Raw genomic sequence first — 15070 nt, forward strand, 5'->3', positions numbered from 1 at the left:
CAGCGACCGGTCAGCGACCGCCGACCGACCGGTACTGCGTCTTGCCCGTCCCGGCCAGGCTGAACGTCTCGGCGCGCTCCGGCTCCGGCACGACCGCCAGCCCGGGCCGTTCCACCAGCAGCGGCGTGCCCGGCGGCACCGACAGCGAGCTGTCCCGGTTGGCCCGCCAGCTGAGCACCACCAATGGCTGGCCGGGCACCGGCAGCCGGTACGTCTGCAGCGGGGCGGACCGGTCGGCCGGGGAGACCACCGGGGCACCGCCGCCGGCCGGCCGGTAGACCACCGCGGTCATCGGGCCGGTGGCGCTCTCCCAGGTGAGCTGCTCCAGCTCGGCCGGTTCGCCGCCACCGAGGGCGACCTCACCGAGTGACCGGACGGCCACCTTCGCCATCGGCCAGGACTCCGGCGCCGACTGCGGGGCGGTCCGGTCGCCCACCCGGCGCGGGAGGCTGCCGAACGGCCCCCGCTCGCCGGCCAGCACGCAGGTGTCCAACCCGGTCAGCGCCCGCTTGCCGGAGCCGGTCTCGTCGCGGACCAACGGGTAACGCGGGTCGGCGGTGCCGGTGCCCAGGTCGAGCATCCGGTCCGCGGCGCGGCCCCGAGGCAGCGACTCGGTGGCCCGCAGGGTGGCCGTCAGCGGCACCGCCCGGCAGGCCGGCACGTCGACCGCCGCGCTGATGCCGTCGCGGGTCGGCAGGGCACGACCGTCCGGCCCCAGCAGTCGCTCCACCCGGCCCGAGGTGAGGTAGCGGCGTCCGCCGGCGGTCTGCACCGGCAGCACGTCGGAGTAGACGAGGTAGCCGGGGTCGGTGTACTCGGTGGCCCGTCCGACCGTGTAGCGCTCGCCGTCGGGGGTGAGCTGCAACAGCCAGGAGGCGCTCTCGCCGGGGACGTCCGCGGCGACCAGGGCCAGCGGCGCGCCGTCCACCTCGCCGGAGAAGAGGATCCCGGAGGAGGAGAGGTGCACCCGGTCGTCCGCCGGAGACCGCCAGGCCCGCACCGCCGCGGTGACCGCGGCGGTGACCGCCGGATCGCCGGCCAGACTCCCGCGAGGCGGCCAGACCGCGAGGGAGCCGTCCAGGCTGTCGTAGCCGACGCGCAGGTCGGCGGGTTGCCGGTCGGCGACCGGACCGCAGGCCGTCGTGGCCAGCAGCACGGCCAGCAGCGCGGTGGCCAGCTTGCCGCGCCCGCGGACTCGAGCCACCTGTACGCCCCCGATCGCTCGACCCTGATGTCGGAAGCGTCATAGTACGAGATGTCCGACCAGGGTGGCGCGGCACCTCGTACCGGGTCGACCGCGCACACCGGACGGTGCACCACAAAGGACCGACGCGGTGGCTTTAGTGCTTTTTCGGCGCTCGGGTAGACTCCGCCGACTGTGACGCCTGCCGAGCCCCGCGCCGAGTCCGTTCCGGAGACCGACGCCGCCGCGGGTGTCCCCACCGCCCTCGCCACGCGGACCGCGACCATCGAGGCGCCGTCGGGAACCGCCGCCGGTAACGGCCGGGCCCCGGTGGACGACGCCGCGCGGTCCGGGGCGACCCCGACCGCCGACGACGCCGGTACGCCCACGCCCGAGCCCCGGCGCCGGTGGACCCGCCGCCGGCAGGACCTCGCGGTCTACGGGCTCTTCCTGCTCGCCGCGCTCTGGGTGACCAGCCGGATCTGGGTGGACCCCGCCGGCCGGGTGGCCTCGCTCTACAGCAGCGACCCGGCGCAGGTGCAGTTCTTCCTCGCCCACTCCGTGCGGGTGGTGCTGCACGGTGAGTTCCCGTTCTACACCGAACAGTTCAACTACCCCGACGGCGTGAACCTGATGGCCAACACCGCCGTCCTCGCGCTCGGCATCCCGATGGTGCCGATCACACTGCTCTTCGGCCCGGCGGTCTCCTTTGTGGTGCTGGTCACGCTCGGTCTCGCCGGCACCGCCGCCGCCTGGTACTTCGTGCTCTCCCGGCACCTGGTCCGCACCCCACTGGCCGCGGCCGTCGGCGGCTGGTTCTGCGGGTTCTCGCCGGCGATGCTCTCGCACGCCAGCTGGCACCCGAACATCATCAGCCAGTTCCTGCTGCCGTTCATCGTGTGGCGGGTGTTGGTGCTCACCCGGTCCCGCCGGCCGCTCCGGGACGGGACGCTGCTGGCCCTGCTGGTGACCGCGCAGGCGTTCATCAACGAGGAGATCCTGCTCTTCACCGCGCTGGCCTGCGGGGTCTTCCTGCTCGCCGTGCTCGTCCAGGAGCCGGCCCGTTGGTCGGCGGCGTGGCGTCCGCTGGGCGCCGGGCTGGCGACCTGCGCGCTGCTGGCCGGGGCGCTGCTGGCCTACCCGCTCTACATCCAGTTCGCCGGGCCGATGGCCTACCACGGGCTCAGTGACGCGGTGCGGGACTACGGCAACGACATCGCCGCCTTCTTCGCCCCGGGCTCCCCGACGCTCGGCGGCCACCAGCGGGCCAACATCAACCTCGCCCCGAACTACTCGGAGGAGAACGCCTTCTTCGGCTGGAGCCTGGCCCTGCTCTCCGTCGGCATCGTCGTCTGGCTGCGCCGGGAACTGCTCGTCCGCGCCCTCGCCGCGACCGGCGTCTTCTTCGCCGTGCTCTCCCTCGGCGAGCGGGTCTCCTGGTGGGACCGGGAGCTGTTCACCGGCCCGTGGGAATGGCTGGTCCATCTGCCGCTGCTCGACGCGGTGGTGCCGACCCGGTTCGGCCTGATCACCACCGTGGTGATCGCGATGCTGCTGGCCCTCGCCGTCGAGCGCGCCTGGTCGCTGCGCCCGGCCGACCGACGTACGGTGCGGACGCTCGCCGTCGCCGGCCTGGTGCTCGCGCTGCTGCCGATCGCGCCGATGCCGCTGCGGGTGGTCTCGCGCCCGCCGGTGCCGGACTTCATCACCGCCGACCGGTGGCGGGCGTACGTGGGGCCGGACCAGACGCTGGTGCCGATCCCGGTGCCCAGCATGGGCAACACCCACGGCATGCGCTGGGCGGCCGCCACCAACCTCGACTTCAAGATTCCCGGCGGCTACTTCCTCGCACCGCGCAACGGCAACACCGGTGACCCGGGCCGGTTCGGCGGCCGACCCAGCGGAGTGGGCCAGCTGCTGGAGGAGGTGGCCACCACCGGCCGCACGTCCAAGCTGGACGACCGGCAGCGCCGACGGTCGCTGGACGAGCTGCGGCACTGGCGGGCGGCGATCCTGGTGCTGCCGGTGCGCCAACAGAACGCGGAGCCGTTGCGGCGTACCGTCGAGCAGCTGGTCGGTCCGGGCCGCCGTGAGCTGGACGTCTGGGTCTGGGACGTGCGGGCGCTGACCGACCGCGCGCTCTGATGGCCACCGGGACGACCGCCCGGACCGAGGTCGAGGCGGAGCCGCGCCGACCGCGTGGCCCGGCCTGGACGCCGGACGCGCTGGTGGTCGCCGGCTACCTCGGCCTGGCGTTGCTGCTCACCAGCGGCCAGTGGCGCCACCCGGGCCGGCTCTTCCACCAGGCGGGCGACCAGGTCCTCTTCGAGTGGATGCTGGCCCGGGCGGCCCGAGCCGTGGTCGGCTTGGAGAACCCGCTCTACAGCACCGCGTTGAACGCGCCGGACGGGGTCAACCTGATGGCGAACACCTCGGTGCTCGGCCTCGGAGTGCCGCTGACCCCGGTCACCCTGCTGTTCGGCTCGCAGGCCGCGTTCACGGTGGCGGTGCTCTGCTGCCTGGCCGGCACCGCCACCGCCTGGTACGTGCTGCTGCGCCGCCGCCTGGTCGGCTCCCGGGCCGCCGCCGCGGTGGGCGGACTGTTCTGCGGTTTCGCCCCGGGCATGGTGTCGCAGGCCGGCGCGCACCTGCACATGGCCGCCCAGTTCCTGGTGCCGGCGATCCTGGCCGTGGTGTTCCGGCCCGCGGGCGGCCGGGTGACCCGGCCCGGGATCTGCCTCGGCCTGCTGGTCACCTGGCAGGTCTTCCTCGGCGAGGAGGTGCTGGTCTTCCTGGCCCTCGCCGCCGGGGTGTTCGTCGTCGGGTACGCGCTCGCCGACCCCGCCGAGGCGCGCCGGGCGGCACCCGCACTGCTCGGCCGGCTCGGCGTCGGCGCCGCGGTGGCGGGTGTGCTGCTGGCGTACCCGCTCTGGTTCCAGTTCCTCGGCCCGCAGCACTACCGGGGGATGGCCTTCAACGCGTACGGCTACCAGCTCGACGCCGCGTCGTTCACCGCCGCCGCCCGGCAGACCGTGGTCGGCGACGACTACCTGCCGGGGCTGCTCTCGCCGAACCCGACGGAGGAGAACTCGTTCTTCGGGCCCGGGCTGCTGGTGCTCACCGTGGTCATCGTCATCTGGCTCCGGCGGCGACCGCTGGTCCGCGCCCTGGCCGGCTGCGGGCTGATCTTCGCCCTGCTGTCGCTGGGCGCCGAGATCCGGGTGAACGGGGCGGACACCGGCGTCCCCGGCCCGTACCGGCTGGTGGCCGGACTGCCGCTGCTCGACCTGGCGGTGCCGGCGCGCTTCCCGCTGGTCTGCGTGCCGGTGCTGGGAATCCTGCTCGCCCTCTCCCTGGAGCGGGTCCGCGAAATGCGCCCCGCACCGGCCCGGCCCGGCGTACCGGTGCGGCTGCTCTGGGCCGGGGCGGTGGCCGCCGCGCTGCTGCCGCTCACGCCGACCCCGATCCGTACCGTGCCGACCGCCCCGGTCCCGCCGTTCGTGACCGACGGCGGGTGGCGGGCGTACGTGCCGGCCGGCCGGACGCTGGTCGCGGTGCCGCCGGTCACCGGTGCGGCCTTCAGCCCGGCGATGTTCTGGTCGGCGCGCACCGGGCTGGCGTTTCCGGCCCCGGGCGGATACTTCATCGGCCCGAGCGCCCGCGACGACCCGTCGGCGCGCTGGGGTGCCCCGGACCGGCCCACCGCCGTGTTGCTGCGGCGGGTCGCCGAGACCGGGGAGGTGCCGGTGATCACCGATGCGGATCGTCAGCAGGCCGTGGCGGACCTGCGGCACTGGCGGGCCGCGGTTGTGGTGCAGGGTGTGCTGATCCACGGTGATCCGGTCCGCCGGGCCGTCGACGACCTGCTCGGGCCGGGCCGTGAGATCGACGGCGCGCTGGTGTGGGACGTCCGCGACCGGGTGAGCTGACGCGTCCCCGATCGGGTCGGCCGACCCGGCCGCCGGCCCGTGGAGGGCCGGCGGCCGGGCGGGGGACCGGCTAGCCGACCAGAGGCCGGACGTCCCAGAGCCAGACGTCGTCGACCCGCTGCGGCGGGCCGAGCAGGCCGGTCATCAGCTCCCGCAGCACCGCCTCCCGGGGATGCGCCCCGAGCACCACCACCGACCCCCGCCACCAGCGCAGGTCCTCGACCGCCTGCCGGCGGTTCTCGTCGGTGAGCGGCGGCACGGTGCCGGAGTCCATGGTGGAGTAGATGAGGGTGCTGGTGGGGCGGTTCGGCGCGCCGAAGACGCCCTCACCCTTCTCGTTCGGGCCGATGAAGTAGCCGCCGGGGACCGGGAACTCCTGCCCCGTCAGCGCGCTCCAGCGCAACGTCGGCAGCCCGTGCACGTTGCTCGGGATCGGCACCGGCACCAGGGTCCGTCCGGCGGGGACGTACGGCCGCCAGCCGCCGGCGGTGATGAAGTGCGGCGGCGGCTCCACCGGCTGGGCGGGCAGGGGCCGGGGCACCAGCGGCAGCACGGCGAGCGTGATCGCCGCGTACCCCACCGGGCGCAGCCAGCGCCGCCCGGTCGACGCGGGCGCGGCGACCTCGGACGAGGGTCCGTCGTCGGCGTCGGCGGGCTCGCCGGTGCGCTGGGCGGGCACCCGCACCCGGCCGGCGGCCGGACGCCCGGCGCGGGCCGCCGCGTCCCAGGCCAGTGCGAGCAGCACGCCCACCGCCCCGGCGACCACCAGGGTCAGCCGGGTCGGCATCATCATCTCGACCAGCGGCAGGTCGTCCGAGATGTAGTGCCACGGGCCGTACACCCCGGTCTCCACACCGCCCAGCCGCACTCGCGGCCCGATCGCCGCGACGCTGAAGACCACGACCAGCACGGCCAGGATCCGGGCAACCAGCGACCGGCGGACCAGCAGCACCAGGGCCGCCAGGGCCACCAGCACCAGCGGCCAGCCGAACCAGGTGTTCTGCTCGGTCAGGCCGATGGTCTGCTCGACGGCGGGATCGCCCGCCACGGTGTCCCGGGCGAAGGTGACGAAGGCGGCCAGGTCCTCCCCCCAGTTGTGGAACACCCCGCCCTGCAACCCCCGGTAGGACTGTGGCCCGTTGAACTGGAACCAGATCGGGTAGGCGGTGAGCAGCAGGGCCAGTCCGCCGCCGACGCCGAGCGCGGCGGCGAAGGGACCGGCCGCGGCCCACGCCGCCCTCGGCCGCTGCACGGCGTACGCCAGCACGACGACCAGGCAGGCCAGCGCGGTCAGCAGCAGCATCTCCTCGTTGATGAAGATCTGGTACGCCACCAGCAGGCCGAGCACCAGCCCGTTGCGCCGCCACCGGCCCGGCTCGCCGAGCCGCAGCACCCGCAGGACGATCAGCGGAAGCAGGAAGTTGGAGACGAAGTTGGGCTGCCCGTTGGCATGGTGCACGATGCCGGGCGCGAAGCCGAGGAAGGCGCCGCCGACGAAGGCCGCCGCGCGCGAGCGCACCAGGTGCCGGGAGAGCACCCAGTAGCTGGTGCCGGCGGTGGCGGCCAACGCGCCGCCCAGATAGAGCGCGTACATCACCTGCGGGCCGAGCAGCATGGTCAGCGGCGCCAGCGGCAGGGTCACCCCGAGCAGCGAGGTGTTGGCCATCATGTTCACCCCGTCCGGGGCGTTCTGCCGGGCCGTGAAGAGCGGGTTCTCCAGGTGCCGCACCGAGTACGCGCCGTGGGCGAAGAGCCACTCGAACCAGCTGTGGTCGGTGGGCAGGTGCGAGGAGACGCGGCCCTGCACGTCTCCCCAGTAGTTGAGGCAGACGAGAACGCCGAGCAGCACATAGGCTCCGAGAGCCAACAGGTCGGCGCGAGCCGGTCGGCGTCGAGGCCGCCGCGACGGCCGGACCTCGACCAGGTCGGCTTCGGCAACGGGATTCAGTGAGGGATCTACCACCGGCACAGCCACGACGCGCCATCGTACAGGCGGCGGTGCGTCGCATTTGCCGGGCAGGTACGTCCACGGCCGGTTTGCCAGGGGTGCGGTTGCGGTAGGTGACGGAGGGACGGCGGATGGCGGTCATCGACCTGGGCGAACTGCGCGAGGGCCCGGCAACGAACGCGCCCGAGCGCCGCCTTCCGCCCATCGGCCGTCCACTGCGGATCGTCCTGGTGCTGGTGTTCGTGCTGGCGACCGTGGCCGGGGCCGAGTCCGTCGCGGGCCGGGTCAGCGCGGTCGTGCCGGGGTCGCCCACCGCCGAGGCGTTCCTCGCCGGCGACCTGCTTCTCATCTCGCAGCCGGTCCAGGGGGTGACCGACCGCAACCGCGAACTGCTCGCCTACCCGCTGCCGGATCGGGCGAGCCGCGCCGGGCAGCGACCCGCGCCCCTGTGGCGGATCCCGCTGCCGTTCACCGGCGAATTCGGGCGGGTCCAGGCCGGCAGCGGCGCGCTGGTCCTCTACGCCGGCGGTCAGGACGGCGAGCCCGAGACGATCGCGCTGGACGCGCAGACCGGTCAGGTCCGGTGGCGGCAGCCCGGGTTCGGCTGGCTCGACGCAGCAGGGCGGGTCTTCCTGGAGATGCCGCCCGGTCCCGATTCGGCGACCGTCCAGATGGTGGACGTCCGCTCGGGTCGTCCGTTCTGGTCGGCACCCAGTACGCCGCCGGGAGCTCAGTTCCGGATCCGGGGCGCTGTGATCGACCGGGTCGTGCTGGTCCGGCCCGGGGGCGAGGTGGAGGTGCGTGACGCCGCGACCGGCGACGTGCTGCGCCGTGCCGACCTCGACCTCGCCGTGTCGCCGGAGGAACAGCCGGTCCAGATGATCGACGACCTGCTGCTGACCGGCCGCGACCAGGGGGCCCGGCCAACCCCCGGTGACCGGCGGCCGTCGCTGTCCGGGTACGACCTGGACCGGCTGGAGCCGCTCTGGACGGTCGAGCTGGCAACGACGCCATACCTGATGTCCTGCGGGAAGGTGCTCTGCGCCTACCTGCGGTCCGGCGGGATCCAGGCGCTCGACCCGGCGACGGGCGCGGTGCGTTGGAGCTCGTCGGAGTGGGCGTTCGTGCTCGCCGCCGAAGCGGACCGGCTGCTCGTCCTGCGCGAGCAGGAGATCAGCGGCAGGTTCGCGGTGCTGGACGCCGGCACCGGGCGGTTGGTCGCCGACCTGGGTACGTGGCAGCTGGTGTCGTCGAACGACCCGGACGCCCCGATCCTCGGCATCCGGCTGGCCGCGGACGGCCGGCTGGTCGTCGCCGAGTTGGACGTCGCCGCCGGGCGCGCCCAGCTCCTCGACGTGCTCACCGGCGCGGCCGGCAGCTGCCAGGCCGGCCAGGGCGCCCTGGTGTGCCGGCGGCTGGACGGGTCGTTCGGCACGTGGCGGTGGCGGAAATGAGCAGTGGGCCGACGATCGAGCTGGGCGAGCTGCGCCATGAGCCGGAATCGCAGGCGCTGCCCCGGCCGCCCCGGGGCGCCGGCCGCCCGCTGCGCTGCGCGTTGGTGCTGCTGCTCGTGCTCGCCGGCCTCGCGGCCAGCGCCCCGGTGCAGAGCCGCAGCGCCGTGGTGGTGGTGCCGGCCCGGCTCGGAGCGGAGGCGTTCGTCGCCGGGGACCTCTTCGTGCTCGTCGAGCCGACCGTCGAGCAGGGGCGGCAGCGGCGGCTGGCCGCCTACCGGCTGCCCGGCGGGGAGCCGGCCTGGCAGGCGCCGCTGCCGGTGAACGGCCGATTCTGGATGGTCACCGCCCTGGCCGAAACGCTGCTGGTCAACGGCTACGGCGCCACGTCGGACGGCGCGGCCAACGTGACCACGGTGGTGGACCGGGCGACCGGCGCGCTTCGGTGGCAGCAGCCGGACGGCGCGGTGGAGCTGGCCGACGGCAACCTGCTGCTCGCTTCGGGCGACTGGGACCGGGCCGGCACGCTGCGCGCCGTCGACAGGTGCTGCGGCACGGTGCGCTGGCGCGCCGACGTCGAACCGGGGGAGGTGAACCTGCGGTTCACCGAGGCGAGGGCGGACCGCATCGTCCACAACAATGCGGCCGGCCGGGTCGAGGTGCGCGACGCCACTACCGGGGCGGTGCTCGTCACGAAGGACCTGTGGGGCCCGGCGGACGGGCGGCCGCAGAGCGTGCAGGTGGTCGGCGACCTGCTGCTCACCATCGGCGGCACGCCGCCGGTGGTCAACGCCTACGGGCTGGACCGGCTGGAGCGGCGCTGGCGGACGCCGGTCGACCAGGCCCTCTACGCGATGGACTGCGGCCGGGTGATCTGCCTGCAGACCCGCTCCGGCGGGCTACGGACGCTGGACGCGGCAACCGGGCGGCCGGGCTGGACGGACGACCGGTGGGCCTCGGTGACGCCGAGTCACGGCCAGCTGATAGCCAGCGCGCAGAGCAGCGCCGGACCGGGCACCGAGGACCTCAGCCTGCTCGACGCGACGACCGGCCGGGTGATCGGTGAGCTGGGCCGGTGGGATCTGGCCCGGCCGGCCCACCTGGACGACCCGGTGATCGGGCTGCGCCGGCACCCGGACGGGGGCCTGCTCGTCGCCGAACTGGACCTCTCCACCGGCACGGTCCGGCCGCTGGACGTGCTCACCGACGCCGCCGGGGACTGTCAGACCGGCGGCGACCGGCTGATCTGCCGGCGGCCGGACGGATCGTACGGACTGTGGCAGCTGCACCGGTAGCTCGCGGTCCGGCCGGCTGCGGGGTCGGCGGATCAGCCGGCGCGGGGGCGATCACCAGTTGGGCTGCGCCGGCGCCGGGGGCAGCGGCACCCCGGGCGGGCGGATGACGTACGCCACCCCGCCGCTGCCGCGCTGCCACACCGCCTCGAACCGGCCCCGGTCCACCGTCCGCCGCACCGCCTCGTCGTCCGGCGCGTACGGGTCGTTGAGCACCGGGTCCCCGCTCGGGGAGAAGCCGACCAGCACCATCAGATGCCCCCGGGTGTCGTAGTCGAGCCCGGGCACCTCGCCGGCGGTGAACGCGGCGGAGACCACCAGCGGGATGCCGGCGGCGATGAACGCCTCCGCCTCGGCCAGCGAGCGCAGCCGGGTGACGAACGCGTCGACCCCGTGCAGCCCGGCGTACGCCGTGTTGAAGGGCCAGTTGCCGGCGCCGGCGTAGGCGTGGTCGAAGCAGTGCCGGGCGGCGTGCACCACCAGTGGCCGGGGACCAGGCGGGTCGACCCAGGCGTAGCGCTCGGCGGGCGGCGCGGCGCCCCAGTAGGCGAGCACCATCGAGGTGCAGGTGGGGCTGCACCACGAGTCACCCCCGCCGCCCCACTGCGGGTAGGTCCCGGCGTGCAGCCGCTGGGAGTACCGCGGCACCGCCAGCACGACCCCGTGGGCGGTGCGCCGCCCCGGCTCCGTGGCGGACGTCGGGTCGCGCCGGTCGGATGCGCCGTCCGGGCCGGCCACCGTGTCCAGGCCGGCGGCTGTGTCCGGGCCGGCCGTCACGTCCGGGCTGGCGGCCGTGTCCGGGCCGGAGGCGACCGCGCCCACGGTACGCAGCACCGGGGTCAGCGTGCTGCCGGCCGGCCGGAGCAGGGTCACCCGCACCTGCCAGCCGGTGACCGTGGCCCCGGTGACGACCAGCGTGTCGGTGGCCACCCGGGCGGCCCCGTCGCGCTGCCCGGGCACCGACGTCGGCCGTAGCGCCCGGTCGTCGGCCGCCCAGCGGCCCAGCACGTACCAGCCGGTGGCCGGGGCGTCGTCGTGCCAGCCGCGCAGCTCGACCTCGATCCAGCAGCCCTCGGGGGCGAGCGCGGTCCAGGACGGGACCACCTCGCCGACGGCGAAGCCGACCGGCACCGGCGGCGCGGTCCAGCGGCCCCACTCGTACCGCCGGTCGTCGTCGTCCGGCCCGGGCCGGGTCGTCGGGACACCGTCCGGCTCGGCCAGCAGCAGCCCGCCCGCTTCGCCACGCAGCCCCTCGGTGGTGCCGGACGCCAGGTCGGCCGGGAAGCGGAACCCGCGGTAGACGATGTCCCGGGGCCGGGGCGGGGCTGCTGCGGTCATCTGCGCGTCCGTCCGTCGAGGTGGCTGGCCGCCGGACAGCATCGCGTAAGCCGGTGGGCTTCGGCAACGGTGGGTGGAGCTGCGCGGCGAGGGACGCTGGTTTGGTGGCCGGCACTAGGTTGTCGGGGGTCAGTAGCGAGGAGGCCGGCATGCGGGTACTGGTGGTGGAGGACGAGCGCAACCTCGCCGACGCGATCGCGCGGGGGTTGCGCAAGCGGGGCATGGCGGTCGACGTCGCCTACGACGGCGATGCCGGGCACGAACTGGCCTTCGTCACCCGGTACGACGTGGTGGTGCTGGACCGGGACCTGCCCGGTGTGCACGGCGACCAGATCTGCGCCGACCTGGCCGCCTCGGGTGCGTTGACCCGGGTGTTGATGCTCACCGCCAGCGGCACGGTGGCGGACCGGGTCGAGGGGTTGCAGCTGGGCGCGGACGACTACCTGCCCAAGCCGTTCGCCTTCGACGAGCTGGTCGCCCGGGTGCAGGCGCTGGGCCGACGGGCCACCCCGGCCGCGCCGCCGGTGCTCTCGGTGGCCGACCTGGTGCTGGATCCCGCCCGGCGGGTGGCCACCCGGGGCGGCGTGCCGGTCGAGCTGACCAACAAGGAGTTCGGGGTGCTCGCCGAGCTGCTCAAGGCACGCGGCGCGGTGGTCTCCAGCGAGGAGCTGCTGGAGCGGGTCTGGGACGCCAACACCGACCCGTTCACCACCATCGTCCGGGTCACCGTGATGACGCTGCGCAAGAAGCTCGGCGATCCGCCGCTGATCGAGACGGTGGTGGGCGCCGGCTATCGGACGGCCGAGGTGACCCCGTGACCCGGCGGCTGAGGCCGACGCTGCGGCTGCGGCTCACCCTGCTCAACGGGGTGCTGCTGGTCGGTGCCGGCGCGATCCTGGTGCTGCTCGCCTGGCTGCTGGTCCGCGACGCGCTGCGCCCGACCGACGAGCTGCTGCCCGGCACCACCGTGGTGCTCGCCGACGGCCGCGCGCTGGACGCCGCCGAGTGGCAACGGCAGCTGGTCGACGCGGCCTCCGGCGAGCTGCTGGCCAAGGGCCTGGTGGCGCTGCTGGCGATCAGCGTGGTGGGGGTGGCCGGCGCGTACGCGGTGGCCGGGCGGGCGCTGCGCCCGCTGCACCAGGTCACCGCCACCGCCCAGCGGCTGGGGGAGGCCACCCTGGACCAGCGGATCGGTTACTCGGGGGCGGACGACGAGGTGGCCGAGCTGGCGAAGACCTTCGACGCGATGCTGGACCGGATCGCCGCCGCGTTCGAGGCCCAGAAGCGGTTCGTGGCCAACGCCTCGCACGAGCTGCGCACCCCGCTCGCGGTGATGCGGACCGAGATCGACGTGACGCTCAGCGACGACGAGGCGGACATCGCCGAGTACCGCCGGATGGCCACCGTGGTCAGGGACGCCTCGGAGCGGGCCAACGGGCTGGTCGACGCGCTGCTGGTGCTGGCCCGCAGCGAGGCCCAGGCCGGTCGCCGACTCGGCCGGCGTACCGAGTGCGACCTGGCCACCGGCACCGCGAACGCGCTCTCGGCGATGCGCCGGGAGGTGGAGCGGATCGGGCTGCGGGTGCAGACGTCGCTGGAGCCCGCCCCGGTGGTCGGCGACCCGGGCCTGCTGGACCGGCTGGCCGGCAACCTGATCGAGAACGCGGTCCGCTACAACCACCTGCACGGGCGGCTCTGGGTGCGGACCGGCTCGGACGGCGCGCGCTCCTGGCTGGTGGTCGGGAACACCGGTTTCGAGGTCGATCCGGCGGACGTGCCGGGGCTCTTCGAGCCGTTCCGGCGCGGCGGGCGGGAGCGTACCGGCGCCCGCGGCTCCGGCCTGGGGCTCTCCATCGTCCGGGCGGTCTGTGACGCGCACGGCGGCACCGTGCACGTGGTCGCCCAGCCCGGTGGCGGCCTCGAGGTGACGGTCACCCTGCCGTCGGCCGACGTGGTTCCGGCGGTCGCCGTGCCGGTCGAGGGGCGGGGTGGGTCGGAGCCGGCCACCGGGCGCTGACCGGCCGACGGGAGCTGCGGGCGGCCGGGGGTTGCGGGCCGCGGGCACGGCTGCGAAGATCGTCGGCGTCAGCCTGACGACCGAGAGGGGGTGTGGTTGATGTCCACCATGACCAGTCCCGCGCCCCGCTCCGGCCACCGCTGACCCTGCCGGCACTGCGGAGCGCGGTCATCCAGCTCGAAGGAGCGACCGTGAGCGTACGGATCCACAACATCGGCATCGACTGCCACGACACCTACGCCCTGGCCGGATTCTGGGCCCAGGTCTTCGACTGCCCCCGCCAGCCCGACGACTTCCCCGGCGACCCCGAGGCCATGCTGCTGCCGCCCGGGGGTCCGGAGGTGCTCTTTCTCGCCGTGCCGGAGGACAAGGTGGTGAAGAACCGGCTCCACCTGGACCTGGAACCGACCGACCGGACCCGGGACGAAGAGGTCGAGCGGCTGCTCGCCATCGGCGCCACGCAGGTCGCCGACCACCGCCGCTCCGACGGCTCGGGGTGGGTCCTCATGGCCGACCCGGAGGGCAACGAGTTCTGCGTGTTGCGCAGCGCCGGCGAGCGGGCGGCGACGTCGGCTGCCACGGCGGCGCCGGCGGCCGAGTGACGCCGGCTTTTTCGTGACCGGCTCGACCCGCGAGCGCGGGACGGCCTGACGCGGCGGGGCCCCTGCCACCGAATGGTGGCAGGGGCCCCGTGTCGGCTCCGGCTCAGCCGCGCTTCTCGATCTCGCCACGCATCGTGACGAAATCGGCCTTGGCCTTCTCGGCGGAGCTGAAGAAGACCACGACCGCGCCGACACTGCCCTTGTCGGCCCAGACGCAGACGCCCAGCGGCGCGCTCTCGGCCTTGCCGTCGCCACAGCGGGCCTCGCCGCCCAGCGGACCAGCCTCCACCGGGGTCATCTCCTTGACGCCGAGCTCGGTACCGAGGCCGGTGACCACGTCGTCGAGTTCCTTCTTCGGATCGGCCATCAGCCCGGAGACGCCGATCACCATCACCAGGTCCTGCTTGGCCGGGTCGCCGTAGAAGGCGCCGACCGCGCTGGTCTCGTTCTGCGCCGTCTTCTTCATTTCGGCGACCATCTGGTCGGAGAGCGACTTCAGCTCCGGGTCGGTGATCTTGGGTCGCCCGGCGAGCGTGGCCGGGGCCTCCACCCGGGTCCGGCTCGCCTCGACGCCCTCGCTCACCTCGTCCTTGAGGCCGAACCAGGCGACGGCGGTGCCGCCCAGGCAGAGCAGCAGCACCACGGCGACCGCGATCAGGATGATCCGGCCGGTGCGCGACTTCTTCGGCGGCGGGGGGACCGAGCCGGACGGGTCACCGCCGTACGTCTGACCGGGCTGGGGTCCGAAGCCGTCCTGCTGCGGCGGCGGGTAGCCACCGGGCTGCTGGGCGGGCGGGTAGGCGTCCGGCTGCCGCTGCGCCGGCGGGTAGCCCCCCGGCTGCTGCGACCCCGGGTAGCCCCCCTGCTCGCCCGGGTACCCGCCCTGCTGCGGCCCCGGGTATCCGCCCTGCTGCGGACCGGGGTAGCCGCCGCGCTGCGGTTCCGGGTATCCGTGCTGCTGCGGTCCCGGGTAGCCGCCCTGCTGCGGCCCGGGGTGGCCGCCCTGTCCGGGGTAGCCGCCCTGCTGTGGTCCGGGGTGGCCGCCCTGTCCGGGGTAGCCCCCCTGCTGCGCCGCGGGGTAGCCGCCCTGCTGGGGCGGGGGGTAACCGCCCGGCTGGCGGGGCGGTGGGTATGAACCCTGCCCGGAGGGCGGGGGGTAGGAGTCGTCGGGCGGGTAGGACATGGGTCAGCTCCTGGTCAGAAAAGCAGAACGCGTGATGTTAGCCAGCCAGGTGCCCGTGCCGCTGTCCCTGAACGGCCGGTCGTCCGCCGGATCCGCCGCCGAGCGCAGAAACGATCGCGGTGGCCGG

General features: G+C 74.7%; 11 protein-coding genes. 7 read left to right on the plus strand and 4 right to left on the minus strand.

The window, feature by feature from the left end:
• Positions 1-10 precede the first annotated feature (10 nt).
• Positions 11-1204, minus strand: coding sequence for a hypothetical protein (locus ACIP9D_RS12935; RefSeq protein WP_350875171.1), 1194 nt, complete (start codon positions 1202-1204; stop codon positions 11-13).
• Positions 1205-1513: 309 nt separating this feature from the next.
• On the opposite strand from ACIP9D_RS12935, the gene ACIP9D_RS12940 reads away from it, so the two are divergent.
• A complete protein-coding gene (locus tag ACIP9D_RS12940; protein WP_400449909.1) occupies positions 1514-3328 on the plus strand; it encodes a hypothetical protein in 1815 nt (604 codons plus the stop codon).
• Positions 3328-5112, plus strand: coding sequence for a hypothetical protein (locus tag ACIP9D_RS12945; protein WP_350875173.1), 1785 nt, complete (start codon positions 3328-3330; stop codon positions 5110-5112). The genes ACIP9D_RS12940 and ACIP9D_RS12945 overlap by 1 nt, the downstream gene beginning before the upstream one ends.
• Positions 5113-5182: 70 nt before the next feature.
• On the opposite strand, the gene ACIP9D_RS12950 is transcribed toward ACIP9D_RS12945, so the two are convergent.
• The gene (locus tag ACIP9D_RS12950; protein WP_350875445.1) at positions 5183-7075 is read right to left on the minus strand and encodes a hypothetical protein; all 1893 of its coding nucleotides are present in this window, start codon (positions 7073-7075) and stop codon (positions 5183-5185) included.
• 116 nt (positions 7076-7191) lie between these two features.
• Here ACIP9D_RS12950 and ACIP9D_RS12955 point away from each other — a divergent pair, with 116 nt between their 5' ends.
• Positions 7192-8514, plus strand: coding sequence for a PQQ-binding-like beta-propeller repeat protein (locus ACIP9D_RS12955; RefSeq protein WP_350875175.1), 1323 nt, complete (start codon positions 7192-7194; stop codon positions 8512-8514).
• Complete coding sequence (locus ACIP9D_RS12960) at positions 8511-9806, plus strand: PQQ-binding-like beta-propeller repeat protein (RefSeq protein WP_350875177.1); 1296 nt, start codon at positions 8511-8513, stop codon at positions 9804-9806. Before ACIP9D_RS12955 ends, ACIP9D_RS12960 begins: the two co-directional genes overlap by 4 nt.
• Positions 9807-9857: 51 nt before the next feature.
• On the opposite strand, the gene ACIP9D_RS12965 is transcribed toward ACIP9D_RS12960, so the two are convergent.
• Positions 9858-11141, minus strand: a complete 1284-nt coding sequence (locus ACIP9D_RS12965) for a peptidase C39 family protein (RefSeq protein ID WP_350875179.1) — start codon at positions 11139-11141, stop codon at positions 9858-9860.
• 149 nt (positions 11142-11290) lie between these two features.
• On the opposite strand from ACIP9D_RS12965, the gene ACIP9D_RS12970 reads away from it, so the two are divergent.
• From ACIP9D_RS12970 to ACIP9D_RS12980, 3 genes are all read left to right on the plus strand, one after another.
• A complete protein-coding gene (locus ACIP9D_RS12970; protein WP_350875181.1) occupies positions 11291-11959 on the plus strand; it encodes a response regulator transcription factor in 669 nt (222 codons plus the stop codon).
• Positions 11956-13158, plus strand: a complete 1203-nt coding sequence (locus ACIP9D_RS12975) for a HAMP domain-containing sensor histidine kinase (RefSeq protein ID WP_350875183.1) — start codon at positions 11956-11958, stop codon at positions 13156-13158. Before ACIP9D_RS12970 ends, ACIP9D_RS12975 begins: the two co-directional genes overlap by 4 nt.
• 191 nt (positions 13159-13349) lie before the next feature.
• The gene (locus tag ACIP9D_RS12980; protein WP_350875185.1) at positions 13350-13760 is read left to right on the plus strand and encodes a VOC family protein; all 411 of its coding nucleotides are present in this window, start codon (positions 13350-13352) and stop codon (positions 13758-13760) included.
• Positions 13761-13863: 103 nt separating this feature from the next.
• Here ACIP9D_RS12980 and ACIP9D_RS12985 read toward each other — a convergent pair whose 3' ends face one another.
• A complete protein-coding gene (locus ACIP9D_RS12985; protein WP_350875187.1) occupies positions 13864-14943 on the minus strand; it encodes a hypothetical protein in 1080 nt (359 codons plus the stop codon).
• Positions 14944-15070: the final 127 nt, after the last annotated feature.

The sequence above is a fragment of the Micromonospora sp. NPDC093243 genome, from assembly GCF_044753725.1.
GTDB lineage: Bacteria > Actinomycetota > Actinomycetes > Mycobacteriales > Micromonosporaceae > Micromonospora.

Bases quoted from the DNA above. Each gene is read 5' to 3' on its own strand.
- ACIP9D_RS12945 (WP_350875173.1), top strand. From the start codon at position 3,328: ATGGCCACCGGGACGACCGCCCGGACCGAGGTCGAGGCGGAGCCGCGC.
- ACIP9D_RS12955 (WP_350875175.1), top strand. From the start codon at position 7,192: ATGGCGGTCATCGACCTGGGCGAACTGCGCGAGGGCCCGGCAACGAAC.
- ACIP9D_RS12960 (WP_350875177.1), top strand. From the start codon at position 8,511: ATGAGCAGTGGGCCGACGATCGAGCTGGGCGAGCTGCGCCATGAGCCG.
- ACIP9D_RS12965 (WP_350875179.1), bottom strand. From the start codon at position 11,141: ATGACCGCAGCAGCCCCGCCCCGGCCCCGGGACATCGTCTACCGCGGG.
- ACIP9D_RS12970 (WP_350875181.1), top strand. From the start codon at position 11,291: ATGCGGGTACTGGTGGTGGAGGACGAGCGCAACCTCGCCGACGCGATC.
- ACIP9D_RS12985 (WP_350875187.1), bottom strand. From the start codon at position 14,943: ATGTCCTACCCGCCCGACGACTCCTACCCCCCGCCCTCCGGGCAGGGT.